General features: G+C 39.5%; 19 protein-coding genes. 4 read left to right on the forward strand and 15 right to left on the reverse strand.

What is annotated here, in order from left to right; translation table 11 throughout:
- Positions 1-10: 10 nt before the first annotated feature.
- The 14 genes from ABD769_RS15935 to ABD769_RS16000 all read right to left on the reverse strand — a co-directional run bounded on the left by ABD769_RS15935 (position 11) and on the right by ABD769_RS16000 (position 15,743).
- Positions 11-1,384 (reverse strand): T6SS phospholipase effector Tle1-like catalytic domain-containing protein, encoded by a 1,374-nt coding sequence (locus tag ABD769_RS15935; RefSeq protein WP_344852389.1) that lies wholly within the window; start codon positions 1,382-1,384, stop codon positions 11-13.
- A 1-nt stretch (position 1,385) separates the two neighbouring features.
- A complete protein-coding gene (locus tag ABD769_RS15940; RefSeq protein WP_344852390.1) occupies positions 1,386-2,426 on the reverse strand; it encodes a DUF2931 family protein in 1,041 nt (346 codons plus the stop codon).
- Positions 2,423-2,596, reverse strand: coding sequence for a hypothetical protein (locus tag ABD769_RS15945; protein ID WP_187592523.1), 174 nt, complete (start codon positions 2,594-2,596; stop codon positions 2,423-2,425). The genes ABD769_RS15940 and ABD769_RS15945 overlap by 4 nt, the downstream gene beginning before the upstream one ends.
- A gap of 2 nt (positions 2,597-2,598) precedes the next feature.
- Positions 2,599-4,437 carry a type VI secretion system Vgr family protein gene (locus ABD769_RS15950; protein WP_344852391.1) on the reverse strand — a complete coding sequence of 613 codons (1,839 nt, stop codon included), beginning with the start codon at positions 4,435-4,437 and terminating at the stop codon, positions 2,599-2,601.
- A 353-nt stretch (positions 4,438-4,790) separates the two neighbouring features.
- Positions 4,791-5,186, reverse strand: a complete 396-nt coding sequence (gene tssD, locus ABD769_RS15955; RefSeq protein WP_344852392.1) for a type VI secretion system tube protein TssD — start codon at positions 5,184-5,186, stop codon at positions 4,791-4,793.
- A 114-nt stretch (positions 5,187-5,300) separates the two neighbouring features.
- The gene (gene tssD / locus ABD769_RS15960) at positions 5,301-5,696 is read right to left on the reverse strand and encodes a type VI secretion system tube protein TssD (RefSeq protein WP_025141859.1); all 396 of its coding nucleotides are present in this window, start codon (positions 5,694-5,696) and stop codon (positions 5,301-5,303) included.
- A gap of 477 nt (positions 5,697-6,173) precedes the next feature.
- Positions 6,174-6,746 carry an NAD(P)H-dependent oxidoreductase gene (locus ABD769_RS15965; RefSeq protein WP_344852393.1) on the reverse strand — a complete coding sequence of 191 codons (573 nt, stop codon included), beginning with the start codon at positions 6,744-6,746 and terminating at the stop codon, positions 6,174-6,176.
- A gap of 122 nt (positions 6,747-6,868) precedes the next feature.
- Positions 6,869-8,257, reverse strand: coding sequence for a DUF5458 family protein (locus ABD769_RS15970; protein WP_344852394.1), 1,389 nt, complete (start codon positions 8,255-8,257; stop codon positions 6,869-6,871).
- An 18-nt stretch (positions 8,258-8,275) separates the two neighbouring features.
- Positions 8,276-8,722, reverse strand: a complete 447-nt coding sequence (locus ABD769_RS15975; RefSeq protein ID WP_344852395.1) for a hypothetical protein — start codon at positions 8,720-8,722, stop codon at positions 8,276-8,278.
- Positions 8,723-8,778: 56 nt separating this feature from the next.
- Positions 8,779-11,295: an ATP-dependent Clp protease ATP-binding subunit gene (locus ABD769_RS15980; protein ID WP_344852396.1), complete on the reverse strand. Its 2,517-nt coding sequence runs from the start codon at positions 11,293-11,295 to the stop codon at positions 8,779-8,781.
- A gap of 5 nt (positions 11,296-11,300) precedes the next feature.
- Positions 11,301-13,676, reverse strand: a complete 2,376-nt coding sequence (gene tssR, locus ABD769_RS15985; protein WP_344852397.1) for a type VI secretion system protein TssR domain-containing protein — start codon at positions 13,674-13,676, stop codon at positions 11,301-11,303.
- A 36-nt stretch (positions 13,677-13,712) separates the two neighbouring features.
- The gene (locus ABD769_RS15990; protein WP_344852398.1) at positions 13,713-14,690 is read right to left on the reverse strand and encodes a PKD domain-containing protein; all 978 of its coding nucleotides are present in this window, start codon (positions 14,688-14,690) and stop codon (positions 13,713-13,715) included.
- Positions 14,691-14,725: 35 nt separating this feature from the next.
- Positions 14,726-15,211, reverse strand: a complete 486-nt coding sequence (gene tssO / locus ABD769_RS15995; RefSeq protein WP_025141852.1) for a type VI secretion system TssO — start codon at positions 15,209-15,211, stop codon at positions 14,726-14,728.
- Between the two features lie 10 nt (positions 15,212-15,221).
- Positions 15,222-15,743: a type VI secretion system TssO gene (locus ABD769_RS16000; RefSeq protein ID WP_344852399.1), complete on the reverse strand. Its 522-nt coding sequence runs from the start codon at positions 15,741-15,743 to the stop codon at positions 15,222-15,224.
- Positions 15,744-15,922: 179 nt separating this feature from the next.
- Here ABD769_RS16000 and ABD769_RS16005 point away from each other — a divergent pair, with 179 nt between their 5' ends.
- Entirely contained in the window at positions 15,923-16,357 is a 435-nt protein-coding gene (locus ABD769_RS16005; protein WP_025141850.1) for a GPW/gp25 family protein, read from the forward strand.
- 26 nt (positions 16,358-16,383) lie between these two features.
- Entirely contained in the window at positions 16,384-18,249 is a 1,866-nt protein-coding gene (locus tag ABD769_RS16010) for a hypothetical protein (RefSeq protein WP_344852400.1), read from the forward strand.
- Positions 18,250-18,389: 140 nt separating this feature from the next.
- On the opposite strand, the gene ABD769_RS16015 is transcribed toward ABD769_RS16010, so the two are convergent.
- Positions 18,390-19,328 (reverse strand): type VI secretion system baseplate subunit TssG, encoded by a 939-nt coding sequence (locus ABD769_RS16015; protein ID WP_344852401.1) that lies wholly within the window; start codon positions 19,326-19,328, stop codon positions 18,390-18,392.
- Positions 19,329-19,444: 116 nt separating this feature from the next.
- Here ABD769_RS16015 and ABD769_RS16020 point away from each other — a divergent pair, with 116 nt between their 5' ends.
- Positions 19,445-20,338: a TssN family type VI secretion system protein gene (locus ABD769_RS16020; RefSeq protein ID WP_344852402.1), complete on the forward strand. Its 894-nt coding sequence runs from the start codon at positions 19,445-19,447 to the stop codon at positions 20,336-20,338.
- Between the two features lie 21 nt (positions 20,339-20,359).
- The gene (locus ABD769_RS16025) at positions 20,360-21,499 is read left to right on the forward strand and encodes a hypothetical protein (protein ID WP_344852403.1); all 1,140 of its coding nucleotides are present in this window, start codon (positions 20,360-20,362) and stop codon (positions 21,497-21,499) included.
- Positions 21,500-21,515: the final 16 nt, after the last annotated feature.

The raw sequence follows: 21,515 nt of genomic DNA on the forward strand, positions 1-21,515 counted from the left end.
ACCGAGCGTATTAATAAGTAACCCTTTTGCCATCGGCATTTGGCGTCATAGGCTGTATGATACCGTAAGAACTTTTTCTATCTGCCGACCAATGCAAATACTGGTTTCTCAATTTGCGAAGGTCTTCCTGCTGTTGCCGCTGCGCAGGATCTTTGGGTAATTCTGCAGAAAAAACATATTGTGATCCGTTAGCCATTACATAATCTCTAAGCCTGGCTTTAACCCTGAGTAGCAAAGGATTGCCGTTGATGGTGTATTTTGTTTCAGTTTTACTTTTAGCAAGTGGCAAACCATGATTCTGACTATGCTCTGCCATATACTGTAAGGGGATATAACTGTATTCTTTGTAAATAAACCTTCTTCCCTCAAGGGCCCAGTACATATTGCCACCGGTAACTTTCAATTGATTTTCCTTATACCAGGCTTCTTTTATAAGTTTTGCTTTAAAAGCATCAAGATTGCCTTTAAGGGTCCACGAGGTAGCCAATTCGGATACTACTTCTGTATCTGTTTCGTAACTTCCTCCAATATCACTGTGTACACCCGGAAAAACCCGTTCTCTCCCAACATTTGTATGTGTTAAGGAGAAATTCTTACGGTGCTCATTTTCAGCTACAAAATGGACAACATTTTGCGCACGACCAATCTGGTTGAGATGTAATTCTTCAACATCGTTGAAATTAGGAGATACACTAAAATATTTTGAGTACGACGATACGGTATCAAAAATGCCCAAAAACCTTACCTTAATTTGGTTAGGAGTTATTTTAAGTCCGGCAGCGCTAAACATTTCGCCTAAACGGCCGCAGGCTGGCATTACTTCTAAACTTGTTGCTTCCCCATCCGAATCATATCTCGATACGATTCCGGTATGTGGGTCTGCAGTCATCCTAGACCGGTATTCATTTTTACCGATCTCATAAACAAAATTTCTTGCTGCCGCAGCTCCCCGGCTAAAACCAAATACGTCGAAAGTAATGCTTCTTAATTTCTTTTTTCCGCTGCTCTTTATCGCACTTTTCAGTTTATCTGTAAAAATTTTTTCGCAGGCCTTTCTCACTTTTCCCCTTATTCCTGTGCTTCCGGTACCGAAGGCATAACCCATTTGACTATCTTTTTGCCCATCTTCAGTACCAATACCCTCTAAATAAATACTTTTACTCTTATCGTAAATATCCCAAAGTCTGGCAACGTTCGACCAATCGTTCTGGTAACTGCTGTCGCTGTCTGTTCCGTTACGTTGGTAGGTAGGTGTATTGGCTCTACGCTCTTCAGAGTTATTCATATTGTTTTTTGTTCCATCAAAAAACACACCTACTAAAAGATCTAAATACTCTACTTTATCGTTTGGCGGTACATAACTGCCCAATTTAACGCTCGTCATACTAATCCACTTTACTGATATCAATTTTCGCCCTGTTGAGCTGAATTTCTTCTGTACTATTTTTTAGCGATATTTTTGCTCCTTTTCCGTCCGCATTTAGCGATACAACCAGGTTTATCTCACCTGATGTTCCAAGTTTCTCAAAAGCAGCCATTGTTTCCTTTTCGTCAAAAGGTTTTATTTCAAGCCCGTATTTCGTTCCGTTTTCCTTTTTCCAAACCAAAGTGATGTATTTGGGCACGGCCCTGGAAACGTATGGATTAGCTGTAAGATCTGCTCCAAACCGATTTTCTTCTTCGCCGTTAAGGAAGTTGTAGTAGCATAATATCAACTGATCTCCAACTGGTAAATGAACTTCCGGATGCCAGGGATATTTTTTGCGGTAAAGTTCATAAACAGCCGGGTCTGGCATGCCTTCAGCTTTAATGCGTTCTAAAATTTCCGGCTTCATAATCATTTTATCTTCCAGTGTAAGTGTGATAAAATTCGGCTCCAGCATATACTTTGCATTGGGATAAGCCTGTTCTTTTGAAATAGTTGTTTCATTGGCCTCAAAAGCACCCACTTCCGTCTGGAAACCTGGGCCGCTAAGCCAAACCACTACTTTACCTTTTGGCGCAAGACCAATTTTGATCAACGTGTAGTTATCTTTTTTATTGGTCAGGTTATCCTTAAATCCGTCATGGAATAACTGGGCAATGCGGGCCTTATTTAATTTCCATTTACCGGTATAAAATTTCTTTTCCATTAGCGATAGCCAGGTAAAACTTAACGAATCCGGTGCTTCCATCTGCTTGGTCGTTACGCTCATCACGCCGCCGTCGTTTCCCCATCCAGTATTCTGCGTTCCCCAGATGGCATCAAAACTATAGGTAAAATCATTAGCAATTAAAGCCCCCTTGTATATTTCCATCGGATATTCTTCGGGAGCCGAAACCGTACCTGTCCACTCAAATTTTTCTTCCATTTTTTGTCCTTTGCAACTTGTTATCGCCAGTAAAACGAACGCCAGCAATAAATACCTGTTTTTTCTAAAACTCATGATTTGTTACCGCTTGATACAATTTTTTTGCTACTGGCCAATGACAGGTTCTGTGAAGTAGCCTCAACATTCATTACCTGGGCAACTTTTTCCAATTTAACACCAACACGTAGTTCATATTTTTGGATTACCTCAATGCTGATATTTTTAGCTTGTTTTATAATTGCCATTGTTAGAAAAGGTTAGATTTTTCGGCGCTATTAAGCTCCACAATTTTACCACTCTGCATCGTCATGTTCTCTTTTGCACTGAACATGCTTATTTCTGAAGCAATTTCGTTTGAAGTATCAGCCGTTCTTTTAAAATCTTTCATTGCCAGTTCTGTACGGTTGTTGGATGTTTCGGAAACATCGCCAACAGCACTTAACGAATAATTATTACCCGCTGTAGTGACAATATCCTTACCTGCATTGGTAGATTGGTTTTGCCCCACCTGCACATCCATATTCTCCTGTACGTTAATCTGCATGTTCTTACAGTTCAAACTCATGTTTTCAAGGGCGGTAATGGTAATATTATTACCTTTGGTATCGATGTGGATGATATTGTTATGGATATCGGTAATTTTTATCCCCTGACTGTTGGCATCATCGTCAAATTCGACCAGATGCCCGCTCCGGGTAATGATGCTTTTAAGGTGATTTTTAATCAACGGACTGCTATCAACATTGGCGCTGTGGTAAACGCTTCCCATCACCACCGGGCGCGCAATATTTCCTTCTTCAAAGGCGATCATTACCTGATCATCAATCTCTGGAATAGCGAAATAACCGCGGTTATTACCCCTTTCGCCAATACCGGCACTTGGTGTTACCACACGTAACCATTCGGTAACATCGTTGGTTAAACATTCCCACTTAAATTTTACCTTAATACGTCCCTGCCCCTGCGGATCGTTGTTATCGACTACATCGGCCAGTTGCATATCAGGCTGTGGCTTTTGGAAGTTTTTTACCAAAATGCGTTCGGTAGTAGCTATTTTCCCCTCGAAAGTATTGTGGTATTTACCATTCTCATCGATATGATGTTTAATCCCGGTGATGAGGAATTTGCCAAGGCTTTCGGTTGTAAAAGCCAGTTCTTTTCTCAGGCTCATGGTAATTTCGGCAATACTTCCTATACTTAAACCTGCGTTATCGCCCCTTGCTGTTACTTTTAAAAGTTCGCTGGTATTGGCTTTTTCTTCATTTTCGACCAGATTTTTAATATCGTTGTTATTATCTACCCGGATTAAAGATGGTTGATTGAAAGTTTTGCTAAAAGTAAGGTTTGAAGCTTTAACAGCATGCGATAAATCGGGTGTTCCATCTACGTTCCCGCTGCTTTCGCTCAACAACATTTCGTCCTGTTTTGGATTATAAGAGAAACGTTTGTTTTTAATCGGGGCAATTTCCATAGCATACTGCATTTCCTGTACATCCCTGCCATAAAACAGCGATATATCTTTTTGCGTATTGGGCTTACCGAAATTAAGCTGCTTGCCATCATAGAAGAACCATTCGTGGTACTCAGCCGAAAGACGGTTCAAAAAAGCAAAATCGCTCTCCCTGTATTGGATAATATAATCAATGGGATTGGTTCTGGCTGCATTGGCAACAACTTTAAGGTCGTTTGCAGGTGTATCTTTGGTTGCCAGTTTTACAATCTCATTCAGGTCCTTATCTAAATAAGAACCCAGATCAGGGCCGCGGTCTATTAAAATTGTTGGGCTATAGCCACTTACAATCAAAACACCATGGTAGCCATGACTTTGCGATAGTTCGACTTTTGAAACCAGACCTACAAAATTCTGCATACCTTCTGATGAATGCCCGAAAGAAGCAGTTAGAGTTTTACCTACAAAATCGCGGCTATCGTCCAGGCTGATTAAACCAGGTGCACCCATCTGGTCGTGGTTAAAACGCAGCTCGAAATAGTGATGCTCGTTAAAAGCCTGATGTAAGCTGAAGGAAGCAAAATGCGTAATTTCTTTCCCTTCTATATTGATCTCTGTAATGAGTTTCTTTTCCATATTGATTTAATCTTATTCACAACAAATTACCCCAGGTTAAATGCCGGGTATGCACATGCGCTTATATTAAAAATGGATCCATTTTCAGCAAACCGTATGTCCGGATGATTATTGTGTATTGATGCCGAACCAAACGTTTTACCAGAATAGTAATGATTTTTTACTGCAATATGTTTGGAATGGCTGGACATAATTGAGCATTAATTTTTGAGGTAGCTTTTTAAATTAATATACACATCAAAAAGCAATATTAATTTTGGGATGATAAGGTAGATGCGGGATAATAAAATAACAAATAATTAAAAGCGCTCCGATAAATCGGCGCGCTTTAATTACTATATGTTTAGTGATGACTAAGCTTTTGGCCAATCGTTTTCGTGTTCTGCATTGCCCAGCTTTAGCTTACGGGCCGATACTACGAAACTTAAAGTCATTGGTGTATTGTCGTTTACTGCAATACCCTCGTTATACTGGATAATGTAACCATCTTCGAAAGACAGTTCTTTCATTTTAGCATCTTCTTCGCCTTTTTTGAAAACAATTGTTCCGGAAAGCGGCTTGTACTGGTTGTTAACCATTGATTCGATTACTGAAGTATCTTCAGTTGATTCGATTTCGATGTGGATGGTACCACCATAAACACCTGACGATGGACGGCCTTTTGCGTCAACATCTCTGTTTAATGAAAAGCTGCACTGTAGTACATCAAATTCTTTTGATCCTAAGTTTAAACGGGTTTTGAATGCCATTGTAGTAATTTTTAATGTTTTTAAATGAATGAATTGCGGTGAGCGGTTGGCGATAAGCGTGTGGAGTTTGGCGTTTTATTGCCTTGTACCCTAAACCTTTGCCTTAACCTCTCTTTAGGCTTTTGGCCAATCGTTAAGGTGCTCTGCGTTACCTAATTTAAGCTTGCGGGCTGAAATCTGGAACTTAAGCGTCATCGGGTGATCGCCAACAATGTTAATCCCTTCGGAATATTTAACAATGTAGCCGTCTTCGAAGTTAACTTCTTTCATTTTGGCATCTTCCTCTGTTTTCTTGATCAGCAGGGTTCCTGTAATGGGTTTGTACTGGTTGTTTACCATCGCCTCGATGATTGAGGTGTCTTCGGTTGATTCGATCTCAATGTCGATGGTACCGCCGTAAACTCCGGAAGAGGGTCTTCCTTTAGCATCTACATCACGGTTTAACGCATAGGCACAATGAAGTACATCGTACTCCTTGCCTGAAAAATTTAATCTAGCTTTGAAAGCCATAGTTTTAAAATTTAAAGGTTAAAAAATTGGTTTAATTGTAGCGTCCGCTACTTCAGCAATGTAACCAAATATCAGGCCAAACGTGATGCATATTCCTCACTGATAAGTGATAACCAGATTTTAAAAAAATGACAATTTAAGGCATATCGCCTAAAAACGAAGTTATGCAATATGTTTTTGTGGAAAAGATGTGGAAAAATCCGAATCTATCTTTAGTGTTACAAATACATTAGAACAGCCATCACCACTACGATACTGTAGCAATTGTACCCAGAGTGTAGCGTTTTAGGACAAATTGATGCTTTAAATAGGGATGGTCTGTGGAGACACAGAACATGGCGGGCAATAAGCAATATAAAACTGTAGAACCCAAGGTTTAACGTTATAGGACAAAATAATACTAATACGTATGGTCTGTGCAGACACAGACCATGGCTAAGATACAGACCATGGCGGGGGACAGAGACCATGGCAATTTTAAATCAGCTGTGAGCCAAACTTTTCCATTTTTGCCAGCCATTTCTGACTGTAGTGGTTTTCAAGGGAATGAAGTTCGCCAATGGTATTGGTAAGTACTGGGCTCATTCTACATTTTTCGAACACTACTTTTTTGATAGAAAGATAAGTGGTTTTTTTATTTGCCTTCCATTCTTTGAATGTTGCTTCGTCTAAAATAGACACAATCCTTGCCGAACGACCGCCAAAATTGTTGTTTACGTTTTGCAATTGAGTAGTAAAAATCTGATCGGGCATAAAAAGGCGGTCGAAAAAGCCTTTAATTTTTGCCGGGATATGGTCTACATATACAGGGCAAAAAAGCACCACATGGCTACTCTGCCTAATGGCCGTTAAGGCTTTCTGCAAATCGGGCTCTAATTCAGCAATCTGCCTGTTATTAAACAGCTTGTTTGAATTAAATATCAGATCGATAATGGCCAGCTCCCTTACGGTAGCGCCAACACTTTCAGCACCTTGCTTATAGGCGTTAATCAGGAAATTTGTAGATGCGTTTTTTTCAATATCCCCATTCAGGATAAGTACTTGCTTCATTTTTTTTGATTAATCTGATCTGGCCGATGCATTACAAAATTATAAAGAATTTGTTAAGTGTTATGCATAACCATAAAAAAACCCAACGCTAAGGTTGGGTTTTTATTTTCATCAATCAAAAACTATTGTTGATTGTACTCTGTATTCCAGGTTGTATTTTCATCTTCTCCTTTATGTCCATCCAGTTTTACCACAAAACTTTTTGCAGGAAAATATGGTGTAATGTGGATATCAAGGTGGATTCTGTCTTTTTGTTGTTCGTCTCTTTCGAAGCGCATAATCTTAAATCTTTCGATCAAACGGTCTGCACCCTGGATGCCATCCAAAAACTTAACAATCTGCCCGCGAAGGTCTTGTTCTGTTTTAGAAGTCCAGTTTTCGAAAGCCCTTCTGTTTAAGAAATCGAACAATACTTTGGTTACGTAATCGAATACACGCACAACAGAATAAGTTTGTAAACCAATGTTATCGCCATTAAACAAAGTTTTAGCAGAGAAAGCCATCACTTTACCATATTCGTTAACCATTGGCACTAAACCAACACGCTCTAAATGAGATATTTCACTTTTCTTCAGATCGAATTTTACGCCGTCTACCTCGTTGATAGCACCATGTTTTTTACCGGCAGTAACCTGCGACATCAGGGTATAATACATTTTACCAGCAAGTGCAGCAGATCCCGGCACGGTTAAATCATCTTCTTCACCAACTTCAGCAACTTTACCACGGCCAACCAACCAGTTACAGGTCATGATTACGTTCGATCTGAATGCATCAGCGCCGGTAAGGTTAGCAGCTGTAAATAAATCAAGTACATCATCAGGCTGATCAAGATCGGCAAAATCGGTTACCAGCATGGCTTTGTTGTTGTGGGCTATTTTACCCCATCTTTCTACCACTTTATTAGAACCCATGTAACCTGGCACTACCATTAAAGAATAGTTTTTACGCAGGTCTAAACGGTCGTAATTTTGTTTTAACTCATCATCTACATATTCGATAAAACGTGGGTTATCCAAATCTTTAATCTGATCCATTGATGCATTTAACAACACCACGTTTTTAAGCTTGTCAGATTCGGTATTTTTATAGAATAAATGAACTGAACGGTAGGCCTGCTCTAATTCTCTGGTACTTTCTAAAGCTGTACCGATATTTTTGCTCAGGTTTTGTTCTGCTGCATTCAGCTTTTCGGTACTTTTTTCTACCATATCGGCAACAGAGTTTGAAGATTCGAGCACATCAATCCAAAGCTGGATTTTCTTTTTCAGTTCTTCGCGTTCTTTTTTCTTTTCATCACCGGTTAAAAAGATTTGCTTACGGGCTTTACGTTCAGGGTTTAAATTCTGAAGGCCATCAACCGTAGCTTCTAACAAATCGAAACCGCCAACACGGGCCAGTTTTTCTAAGTTATCTTTAAGGGATGTTTTTTCTATGGTTTTAACTTCGGCCGGTTTAAAACCTGCTTCAGATGTATTTTGGTCTGCTTTTAACTCTTGAGGATTTGACATGTTTTTTCGGCGTTAAGATTATTTATTTTGCTCCAATTCGTCAACAAAATTCTTTAAAGCACTAATGAAGGCCGATTTTGTTTCTTCGTCATCAAGTGTAGCTTTTAAAGTTTTGTTTGATTTTAACTGTTTGATTACGTTAAGCGACATTTCTCTCTCGATGTTTACATTGGTGAGGTAGTTGCTTTGATTGATGATGTTTTTTACACCAAAATCGCTTAAATCGGTAAAGTTGATGGTTTCGGCAACGGTAGACCCATCTTCTTTTTCGAAGGCTACCCTCACATTTGGTTTATAATGTTCAAATACCTCTTTTACCGTTTTTAAGCCCTCTACCTTTTCTGGTTTAATGGGTTCGTTATCGGTTAGTTTTTGTACAAAAAGTGTTTTGTTGTGGGCAATTTCAGCGAAAGCTTCTGAGGTGTCAATTTTTCGCTCGTTACCGCCAATTTCATAATTAAACATAGTATGTAGATTTAGGTTTACGATTAATTTTTTCTAATAATATAATAGTTAACGTTTTAACTCAATTTTTGTTCCAATGTAACAACTTCTGGCTGAATAATGTTCCATTCTAGTTTATCTTCTTCGGGATGTTTGCTAACAACGATCTTCGATCCTTTTTTTAGTTCTCCGGAAATGATGTATTTGGAGATCGGCCTGCGTAAAAGGTTACGGATAACTGCCGATAACTGCCTTGCTCCATATTTTGGTGTAAAACCATCTAAAGCAATCATTTTCTTGGCGTCATCTGCAATTTCGAATTCGATTCCCATCTTGTTTAACGATTGTACCAGACTGCTTAACTGGATTTCGAAAATGCGTACCACATTACTTTCGTTAATTGGTGCAAAAGGAACGATTTCTGAAATCCTGGCTAAAAATTCGGGACGGAAATGCCCGGCCATCACTTCCATAAGCTGGTTGGAAGCCGGAATTACGCCTTTACCAATTTGTTCTGCAATCCATTCGCTACCGATGTTGGAAGTAAAGAGGATTAATGAATTGCTAAAATCGCCTTCTTTGCCCAAACGATCGTGCATGTGGCCTTCGTCCAGAATCTGTAAAAAGGTATCGAAAACGGAAGGGTGCGCTTTTTCAATCTCATCAAAAAGCAATACGGAATAAGGTTGTTGCCTGATTTTATTCACCAGCAAGCCCCCTTCTTCGTAACCCACGTAGCCCGGAGGCGCGCCATAAAGTAGTGCAGCACTGTGCTCCTCTTTAAATTCGGACATATCGAATCGGATCATCGCTTTTTCATCGTTAAATAAAAATTCGGCGATTGATTTGGCGAGTTCGGTTTTACCGGTTCCGGTTGGGCCCAGTAAAAAGAATGATCCAATGGGCTGTCCTTTTTTGTTTAAACCGCTACGCGATTCGAGTATGGCATCAGAAACAGCTTTTAAAGCCTGATCCTGTCCTACCACACGCTTTTTAAGGTACTGCTCCATATTAAGCAGTTTTTCTTTTTCGCCTGCTTGCAGTTTCCCCATTGGGATGCCTGTTTTATAGGCTACAATTGAGGCAATATCCTGTTTGGTAATGCGGTCGCTTTTTTCTGCAGCGTATTTTTTTAACTCCTGCAAGCTGCTGTTGATGTATCCCTGATATTCATCAGCAGTTTCGAAAGCATCCGTTTGTGTTTCATCGGTTAAGCGGCCTAACAAAACCGGACTTAATTTATTCTGCAGTAAAGAGAAAAGCCATTTATAATCGGCAAATTTATCTGCTTCTGATTGTTCAGAATTACTGTTTAAAACTTGTAAATCGGCTTCCAAACTTTCAATAACCTGATCGGAGGTGTCGTTCATCATTTTCATGGCGGCCATCGTCCGGTCCAATAAATCGAAGGCAGAATCAGGAAGGCGTCTGTCTTTCATGTAACGTTTGGCCAGGCGCACACATTCGCCTAAAGCATCAGGTTCGATGGTTAAAGTATGGTGCTCTTCGTACTTTACGGCCAGTTTCTGCAACATTTTGATGGTACTTTCTTCATTTGGCTCGTTAACCTGCAATACTTCGAAACGCCTGCTAAAAGCCTGCTCGGGCTCGATAATTTTGCGGTACTCATCAATGGTTGTAGCACCAATTACCGTAATTTCGCCACGGGCGAGTTCTGGTTTTAATAAATTACCAATCCCTGCACCCAGCGGGCCTTTGCTATCTAGTAAAGTATGGATTTCATCAATAAAAAGTACCGCTTTTTCAAACTGCTTGATTTCTTTGATGATGTTTTTTAAACGGTCTTCGATTTCACCTTTGTAAGATGCGCCTGCAATTAATGAACCTAAATCGAGCTCAAAAAGCTGAACAGGTTTTAAACTTTCGGGCACATTCTGGTTTACAATGTCAATGGCGAAACCATCAACCAGGGCAGTTTTACCTACGCCGGCATCACCTGTTAAAATTACATTTGGTTTGGTGCGGCGACAAAGAATTTCCATCATCTGGCGGGTTTCTCTATCGCGACCAATGATTTCGTCTGTTTTACCATCACGAACGGTTTGCAAGCGGTCGATACAATATTTATACAAGGCATTGCCTGTACTTTTATTTTCGGTACCAGCGCTTGCTTTATCAGGAGAAACCACCCTCGAAATTTCTTCGTCTTTAACATAAAGGTCTAAAATTTCGCGTTCTTTAATCGGGAAAGATTTTAACTGATCGGGCTGAAAACCAATACCCGGCTTTGCCAATGCGGTTAAAACACATACCGGAGTAATTAAATCCAGTCCGAGTTTAATGCGCACATTATCTGCTTCTTCAAATATCACGGCAATTTCTGGTGCTCCGCTTACGGTATCGGTAAAACTTGCCGATTTAGGCAGTTCATCAATCCGCACTTCTGCCCATTCGCTAATGTATTCTTCATCCTTACCAATGGAGGTAATGAACGACCTCAGGCCAACATCTTTATGCATTAAGCCTTTTAGCAGGTGAGCCGCAGTAAAAACTTCGTTTCTGTACTCTTTGGCTAAAGATTGTGCAATGTGGAGCGCTGTTTTTACCGATTCGCTTAAATTTGTAACTGCCATATGCCTTAGTTGGTTGTAGGCAATACTGCCGGGTTAAAATTATTTTCGGTGATGTAGTAATATATTTTGCCGTTGGAAATAAACTGCTGCTCAATTTGCGTGGCCCTTTTAATTTGCTGTACCGATTGGCTTAACAGTTTAATATAGTTTTCAAACTGATCTAAAGGCATTTTTGAAGTGCTTTTTAAATCGTTTACGGTGTATTTAGCAAGGAATTCGTTAGTTAAAGGCAAACCGGTTACCAGTTTGATATAATTATCCAAAGTCATTTTCTTAATATCGCCTGATGATATTTTTATGCCGAGCATCTGTTTTGGCATCCTTACATAATTTTTAACCAGCTTGCTTCTGAAAGAAGATTGATCGGCCTGAAGGTTTTGCCCTAACATGATCGAAAACACATCTACAATCTGTTTGTACTCCATATTATTTAAGACAATGGCATATTGCAAGGTAGAGCGGTTATTTTTTACAGCATCGGCTGATAAGTTTGCGGTACTGTAATATTTAAAGGCATTGTGTGGCATGCGGTCTGCAACTTCTGCACCAACCGGCTCTGGCAACAAGCTTTCTACCTCAGGTGACAGGTTTTTACGTGAAATACCCGTTAAACGGAACGCACTATCTAATGAACTGATCTGGTTATAGATATCTGAACTGGTTTCTTTTACGAAACGGCGCAAGGCAATCGTCATACTCTGGTTGGAATTTACCGATCCTTTGGTCGGGAAAACCACCCCACCCTGGATTAAACTGTTTTTAGGATAATCTAAATAGTAAGAAATAGAATCCTGCAAACTGGTATTATAAGGCTGGAAGCTTTTTAAGCCTTCGCCTTTTACCATGGTATTTTTTCTGTACTCAGCAGAACGGATAGCCGACTCTGAAACGAGTTTACGCGATTGGATTACAAAATCGTTAAACGACTGGTTAAAATCGCTGTACACCTGCAAGGCTAAAATACGTGCATCTGCTTGTGCAACCTGCTCGCTCAATTCGTTAATCAGATAATTGTTGGTTCCGCCGGTGTTTCCGGTGCTACCTACGAGAATAATTAAATTGGTTTCGTTCTTTTTTGCTTTAAACAAACCCAAACCTGTTCTGATGGCCTGAAAAACAGGCTCTTCACTTACCTCTCCATTACATCTAACCGTATTTTTGGCTTGATTTGAAAGGAAAGTCATCAACTGCCTGTAATCATTTTGGATCGGGCTCACAAAAATTCCTTTCAATGCACAACCACTTTCACCGCGATACACCACACCTCCATAGTTCACTTTTGTTCCTTTTCCAAAATCGCCCATTATATTTTCGAAAGAAGCAATGGTGTTGGTCATTCCGGAAAAATACTTGGTCATTGGGCTACCGCCGTCTACCACAAAAACTACGTTTACCTTGGTTTTATTTTTACGTAGTTTCAGGTAGTCCTGATAAGAAAGCGCTGAACCATTAATGGTTAATATTTTATTGTCTTTTTTATTGTAAACATCAGCAGCAATACCTACCACATTTGTACCTTCATCATTCGAAACCACTGGTACACTTCTTAAAATCAGGTTTTCTCCCGGCAATAATGGGTCTATTACAAAAGCAGTTCCTTTATCAATTCCATTTTTGATTGATGTTGCGGTAGAATCATCATTGTCGTAATTTCCCGGCTTAACCGAGGTGATGTACAAACGGTCGCCCCAGCTGTGTACGGCTTCGGCAGAAACCCAACCATATATGCTCTTTAAAGCAGTATCGGCAACCAGCTGATCATCAGAACCGATCAGGTATTTTTTGCCATCTTCTGATTTTTTATAGATATAGGTAATTTCGTGTAACCTCACTTTAGTGCGCCTGTCTTTAAGTTCAGGTGTATTGTAAACTAAAATAGAATCGGTAGTATCGAAATAGAATTTTGGTTCGGTTAACGCATTTTTTCCGTTAACAATGCCGATGGCTTTTTCTGCATAACCTGTTTTCTGGTTAGAGAAAGCGCGTTGCCATAAAAGCAATTTCGATTTTGCGATCCAGCCATAGCTGATGGCACTTTTTTTATCGTTAATTTTTCTCCCCCTGATCATTCCGGCTTTATATTTAACCAGTTTCAAGTAGCCGTTTTCCTCTTTAGAAACATAAAAAGGTTCCATAAAGCTGATTTTTTTCATAATCAGGCTTCCGCCGGGCGCTGTGGTGGTATAATTATCTTCGCGGTCGGAAAAAACAATCCATGGCAAACTGCTGCTGCTGGTATTGTCGTTAACGTTTATGGTTTCAGAAGGCCTTTCATACGATTTAGGCATGTATTTTACTTTTTTGCCAAAGGATGCCGGCGACTGTGCGTAGGCAAACGATATTCCTAAAAACAGGATGGTTAAGGCATAATATTTTTTCATAATCTGTGGATGAGCTTAAAATTAGGAGATGTTAATCTATTTTGTTTTGGCCGGGGCATCAGCATTTGTTGCCGTTGGCTGGGCCGTTCCCGAATGTTGTTTAATGTTTACTAAACTGGCACAGGTAGAATTTGGCTTGATGGTGAGCTGCGCTTCATCAACGGCTATTTCGCCTCCAAAAGTGAGTCCCATACAATACGAATAAATATCAGTCTGTTTTTTCTTCCCGTTCATTTCTACATTAACCGTTACTTTTTCGTTGCCGCACATGTACTTGTTAACGAGGTAGTAATAATTGGAGTTAAAATCGGCACCGTTGGCAATGGCCTGTAAGCGTGCCCTGATATCATCGATGGTTTTACGTTCACCATCGCCGGGCGCAACAAGATCTTCTACAATTTCTGCGTTAGGATCGGTAATCAAAATATTTAAAAATGCAGGTTTGCGGCTTTTATCAGAACGTAAACGAACCACATATTTTCCTGGTGCACGGTAGGTGTATAAGGCCGTTTTTCCCTTAACATCTACACGGCCGGTTTCGCCGAAAGACCATTCGAAATCTTTCCCCTCGCCATCGCCTTCCAGCCTGATTTCTTCGTTAACCAAACCAGCAGTTGGCCCGCTAATGGTTAATACACTGTCTATAACCGGTGTATGTACGGTATCTCTTACCGTTACCGGAAACTCCTGGCGGAGTTCGCCATCAACAGTCAGGCGCACAATGTAGGTATCGGGTTTTGTGTAATGGTAAGCACCGGTTTTGGTCGTGGCTTTTTCGCCATTTCCGAACTCCCATAACCATTTTGAGGCTTTAGGTGTATTATCGGTGAAAACTAAATCTTCGTTTAAATAAATTTCATCTTTTAAAATCCGCGCATCAATTGCTCTTTTTTCGAATAATGAGCTTTTAAATAAGAAAATGAGGCCTGTTAAGAGCAGTACAGCTAATAGGATGTAGAGAATAACATAGCCTTGCGAATTTGAATTAACTTGCTTGGTGTTTGTGTCAGACATAGGTAGCGTTTTTTTATAGGTTGTTTTTGGGATATTTATCGTGCAGACATGGTTTGCTGCAACTGGCGCCTGTTGGTAATACAATCATCCAGTTGTCTTTTGTGCAATTCAATATCTGTAATGTTTCTGTTCTGTTCTTGCCTATCGTAAAATAATCTGTCGTACAGCTGGGCGGTTTGAACAAAGATTTTATAGCGTGAGTCTGATGCCTTACGGTCAAACGCAGCCCTGATAGAGCCTAATGAGTTTTGTATATCATTTTTTAAGAAAACCGCCTGTACATTTGGATTATAACGGGTAATCTGTTTATAAGTGGTATCGATGGTAGGCGAAGTTTCCTTCACCATGCTTTCGAATGCTTCGTTCTCATTAATCTTAACCTCAAGCTCTTCTTTCGAAATTTCGTATCGTGAGGTATTGCTATAAAAAATACCAAAGCTTAAAAGCCCAACGGTAAAAACAAACAGCGCCACAAAAAACAAGAATTGTTCGCGCCTTTCTTTTATGCTTAATTTTATCATAATTTTTTAATTACCGGCCGAATCTTCCGTTTTTAATTTTGTTTGCTGCAGCCTGGTTTGCGCGGTGGCAATCGTTGATCTGCTCTTTGTAGCGTTGAATGTCGCCCCTGGTATTGATCAGCGAATCTTGCAGATCGGCCATTGCACCAACATTCTTGTTTAGTTTTTCGTAAAGATCGAAACTCGGACTGGTTTGTGTTTTTTTGGATACAAGATCTTTTATCCTGTTATTGGCACTCTGGATATCGCCAAGCAAAATACTCTGTTTGCTCATTTCGTTAGCGTTATAATCGCGGTATTGGGCAAGTTCTTTAAAGCGGAGCAGGATAAGGTCGAAATTGGTATTGATATCTTTTCTTAGATAAGACAGCTTTTCGGTCTCTTTTACCTTTTTATCGAGCAGGGTGTACTCATAATCGGATGCTGCAAAAAAGAGATAAATAGCAAGGATGGAGAAAAGCGTCAGAAATACAAAGTTTAAAATAAACCTGGTATAAGCAGTTCTAATTTCGATGGCGTTAATGGGTTTCATAGAGCATTAATAATTTCACATAGCATTAGTTATCATATTAATCCGACATCAACCTCACACAAAATCACACAAACCTTTTCAAATTAACATTGTACTATAACAATTTTTAATATTTGTTGTTTGGTTATTAAAACGATTTTATTTCTTTTACTTTTAACAAACTTTAAGCCAAACCATCTATGTCTGAAAATTTTTACAACAAACCCTTCAGATTTAAGTCTGTTTTCTCAGGCACTGGCCTTCAGCCTGCTGACCTTGGGAGATCGATTTCAAACCACATAGAACTGATCATTTTTACCCGCTTTGGTGAGCACCGGTACCACAATGATTTCGGGTGCGAGATATGGGACCTTGATTTTGAATTAATCGTGAGTGAAAGCATCTGGGAGGAAAAATTCCGCAAATCGCTGCTAAAATCGATCACCGATTATGAGTTCAGAATCTATAATACCGCGGTAGAAGTGCGCATTACCGAAGTAGAGAATGTTTATCCGCTGCGTAAGATCACGGAGATCAAAAAAAAGGTAGATATTAGTGTACGGGCGCTCATAAAAACCACAGGTGAAAAATATTTTTTTAATACCGCCTTATTCCTCAGCCCGCTATCAACCTAATCTAAAACGCCCAAAATATCCTACACATGAAACCAGTTTTTTATTCATCCAAAGACGAAATCCGCAATAGAATTGTAAAAAATGCCGAAGATTTCTGGAATGTTAAAGACAGTAACGACTTCGATCCATTAGTAAGGCTGATTATTGAAGCCCTGAGCAACGAGCTTTTTAACGTTGCGAATGATGTAAAAAACCTGGAGAACCGAATCTTTGATAAGATTAGCCGCATTTTAGCTCCTGATCATTTAACATCATCCTTACCTGCACATGCCATTATGCATGCGAGGCCCATTGAACAGGAAGATTACCTATCGCCATACAGCCAGTTTGCCTTCAAGAAAAACATCCAGCAGGAAAATGATAAACCAAAGAAAACCGATATTTTTTTTAGTCCGCTGCACAATGTAAAGGTTAACAATGCTGCTATAAGATATATTGCTACCGGAAATACCCTTTTTGATGTAGAACAAATGGGCAAGCAACCGGCTTATAACACGCTTCCGGGTACTTTGATGGAGAAAAACACCCTTTATATTGGCTTTAGCGGCTTAAATAACTGGATGGATTTTAATAAACTGAATTTATTTTTCGACTGGAAAAATTATTCGGTGCCCGAAAACACTTACGACCTGCTATCGTTAGGAAAATGGTTTTACAAGGAAAACGAACTCACAGGTTACACCGAACGGTTTATGGATGAGCCTTTAACGGGTAAAATACAGGCTCCTTTTCAACACAAACAACTGCTTAACCTGATTAAAGCCGACGTGTTGCAGTTTTACAGCAACAGGTTTATTACGCTTGGCGACCTGAACGATTTCAATATTGACGATACCAAGGAGCTCCCTGCCGAATTTGCAAACTTATTTCAACCCGCAGCGCTTAATAAGATCGATGATTCGGTAAAATGGCTTAAAGTAGTTTTTCCAGCGGCCATTAACCAGGAAATGCTGAATGAGCTACATATTTATATTAATGCTTTCCCGGTTGTAAATAAACGTTTAAGCCAGATTAAACACAGGCTTAAAACGATGAACAACATCATCCCTATTAAAACTGAAGCGCTCGACCAGATGCTGGCCGTAGAAAACCTGAAGGATAATAAGGGGAAAAGTTATAATGAAATTCCTTATACCAACGAGAACGAAAAAGGCGATGGTTCTTTTTCAATCAGGTACGGGGGTACGGAGCGTTTCGACACCAGAAATGCAAAAGAACTGGTAGATTATCTTTTTGAATTATTACGCGATGAAAAAGCAGCGTTTTCTGCCTACGGACCAGATTTTTTAAGCACAATTCTTAAAAACCTGGAACAAAACATTGCACTTATTGAACAAAAAAGCCGTTCGGCACTTAAAGATATAAAAGAACTGCCCAGCTATATTGTATTGAAACCGATTGATGATGCGGATATTTTATTTTTAGACATCTGGGTTACGCAGGCCGAAGAAGCCAATCATATTAATGCAGGCAGTCGTTTAGCGGTGTATGACAATAATAAGGTTAACGCAGAGAGTATTTTTTTATTGAGCCAAACAAAAGGAGGCCGATCGAGATTAAACGCGACCAACAGGGTACAGGCTTATAAATATGGCTTAACAACTGCTGACAGGATTATTACCAAGGCCGATGTTATAAATTTTTGCCGTTATGAACTGGGGAACAAATTAAAAGGCATTACCCTGGCTAAAGGCTTAATAATGGATAATAAACCAAATGCAGGCTTTATTAAAACCACCGATATTCTGATTGAGCCGGCAGAAAACCTTAAACTTGATGCGCAGGATTGGGAAGAATTGCTGAGTTTAACGCTGGCGAAATTAAATTTAAGAAGTACCATGAATGTGCACTACAGGTTAATGCTAAAGCCAGCTTTGTATAGGGCAGTTTAATAAAGAAGTCGTCATTACTAGAGGAGGAACAACGATGCAATGTTACTACTATAGGCTGGATTAATCAATTTCATATTCAGCAATCGTTGTAGGATTGCTTCGAGCCTCAGCAATGATGATAAGATAATTTGAGAGAAATATTATATATAAACTGTATAACCCAGAAAAGCATTTTCTCCATCTTCGCTTAATACCGTTTCCTGATAATCGGGTGCGGTTAGCAATTCTACATTTACCTCAGCATCTACCGGCATTAAATAACTGATAGCCATATCCAGAATGGCCCTGTTTTTTTGCCCGGGAATAAATTTAATCAGTTCCTGCGGGGAAGTTGGACCGATGTTTACATTATAAGCTTCGTGTTCGGGGCTAAAGCTGTCGCCAATAATGGTATCAATACCCAATGCACTTTGGCCTAGCTGCATCTGCATTTCTTCTGCAATTTTTACCGGGGCAATATTTGCTGTGGCATCTACAATGGCGATAGGCAGGTTAAACAAGGCGGTTAACACCTTTGATACAAAATCGATATCGTTTCTTTTCTGCTGGATTTCGGGTAACAGGTGCATCCAGATAATGCTCTGCTCTTTATTCAACAGGTTAAATTCGTCCCAGCCAAACTCGAATATCTGGCTCAGATCAGCATAGGTTGTTTTTTTATCGAGCATGTTTTCATACAGCTCGGTCATGATCCTTACATAATTAATTTCAGCGTCAAAGGGAGTAAAAAATAACCTGGCTTCCTTTTCTTCCTCTCTCCTGTCCCTGATGTCTTTAATCATTGATTCCTCATCCATCCCCGCACTGCCTGTTGGCGGCCTGTGGAAAAGTCCTTCGGGCAGCATATCGTACAAACCTTCGCGGTTGGTATTAATGCGGATCCGGTCATGCCTTCTTTTTTCCGAATAATAAACATTGGTAGTGTCAATATCTTTGGCAAAAGCTCGTTTATCAGGCCCAAGGGGTATAATTTCAATCCTATCAGCATCAATTACTTTACGTTCAATCAGGTCTGCAGCATGCGCTACAGCTTTATAATCTGTAAAGAGTTCGTTATTAATCAAAGTTTCTTTTTTCATTTAAACTTTAAGCTTAGTTATTTGTTATAGGTTAAATTTATATTATCGAAAAAAATAGGATTATAATCAAATACTAAAGATACTATATTTGTAGTACATCACATCTATAAAAATTAATGGACGTTCAATCATTTTTTATTCGCTTTCTCTTATTCCCGCTGATCTTTTTGGTTTCAACGGCAGTACTTTCTATCATTAACAAGAAGAACCAGTTTCTCAACAACAAAAGACTCATTGTAAGTGTTCTGCTTATTGGTATTATTTTAGCAATTCCGGGTTTTTTAGGCTTTCTGAATTTTAATTTCATGCCCTGGGGCTACATTATCTGCTGTATTTATTACATTTTAATGGGTTCGGTTTTTGTTTATTTATTAACAAAATATTATCCGAAAGATTTACTTGAGCGTAAGGTATTTATCTTTTTTGCCACTTTGGTTTCGGCCATTTTATCGGTATATCTGTTTCAGCTGGCCTTTAACTGGTTAAGCTCGGTAAACTTTGGCTGGTTTGGTGCCGGCAGCATCACCTGCTTTTTTGTACCGCTTATTTTTTGGTGGGCCTATGTTTCCCTACTGGGCATCCCTTCAGAAATCTATAAGATCTGGAGATATCCTGACACCCCACTGGATATCAACATGGACCATGTAGATTTTAACCGTTTACTGGTATTGGAGCTTGAACTGTACAAAAAAAGCAGCGATCCTGAACCTTTAAAAGTAAAGGTAAAGGCGGTAGAAAATATGAACTTTGGTATCTGGTTCCATAAATTTATTGATGATTACAATTTAAAGTTTGCCAAAAGCCCTGTAGAGTTTAAAGGCGATGATCTGGAAAACTATAAATGGATTTTCTTTATCAAAACTTCCTTTTTTAAACGGAATATCTTTATTGATCCGGACCTCGATATTATTGAAAACGGTATTACCGAAAAAATGACGATTTATGCGAAACGCGTATCGGAAAACGTAAATAAGCCTAACGAAGTTGGCGAAAGTGCTATCTTTATCTAATCTATAATAAAAACATCCATCATGATAAAGCCGCTAAAATATAAATCCATCAACTGGATTAATGGCATGAAGCTCTCCAGTGATCACTTTACCGTAAGCGATCTCTATTTACAGGATTTTGTACGCGATGCTGTATCGCTACAGCTGAACAACAGTAATTACGGATTTTTACCCCCATTTGCAGGTTATAAAAGTTCGCACGATATCGAAATTATTGAAAAGGCAACCAACCACATTGAAGTACGTGTAAGGTATTGTAATGCGGTTACGCCAGAGGGTTGCCATATCGATATTACACAATCTGATAATATGGACACACTGGTTCATAACCATTATTTTGGTCAGTCAGAACCCCGCAACTATGTTATTTTATTGGTAGTTAGCCCGTTTAACCGTGTACCAACCGGCACTCCAAGCCCTGATGAAAGTCCGATCCGTTACCCTGAACTGGCAAAAGGTTATTCTATTGCGGTTTTACCTGAAAGTGAAGTAGGCTCGCAAACGGCCGACAGCTATTTTTTAACCATCGGGCAGGTTTATTATGAGAACGGAAGGTTATCGATCAATAACAGCTACATCCCACCAAGCACAACAATAACAAGCCACCCGGCATTAATCAGGTATTATGAATCGTTTAGCGTTTTATTGAACGATTTACAATTGGCCGCGTTTAAGATTATCGATAAAACGGGCGGACGTGATAATATCACACCGCTTGGTAAAAACATCCGCCTGATTTCGGAAAAGATTGTAGATTATATTGCAGGTTTGTTTTATGAATATAGAAACATCGCGCACCGCGAATCGCCAGTGGTTTTGGTCGGTTATTTTTCAAGTCTGGCACATATCTTTTTTACGGCAATCAAACTGATTGATCCACGCGAAAGAGAAGAACTGTTAAAATACTTTTATGAGTGGAAAGATGTAACGCCTGGAAACTTTGAAGAACTTTTAGCTAAAACCATCGAACTGGTGTACGATCATAAACAGATTAATAACAGCATGGTGATGGCCAACGAGTTTATGAACGTACTGGTTGCACTTTGGAATAAATTAAGCGGACTGGAATACATTGGTCAACGCAAAGAAAACATTGTGGTTGCCGAACAGCAGGTGGTACAACAGGTACAGGCCAGAAAAACCTGGACATTGCTGGATTAATATTATTTCCCGGTCT

It is taken from the genome of Pedobacter jeongneungensis, assembly GCF_039538295.1.
Lineage (GTDB): Bacteria > Bacteroidota > Bacteroidia > Sphingobacteriales > Sphingobacteriaceae > Pedobacter > Pedobacter jeongneungensis.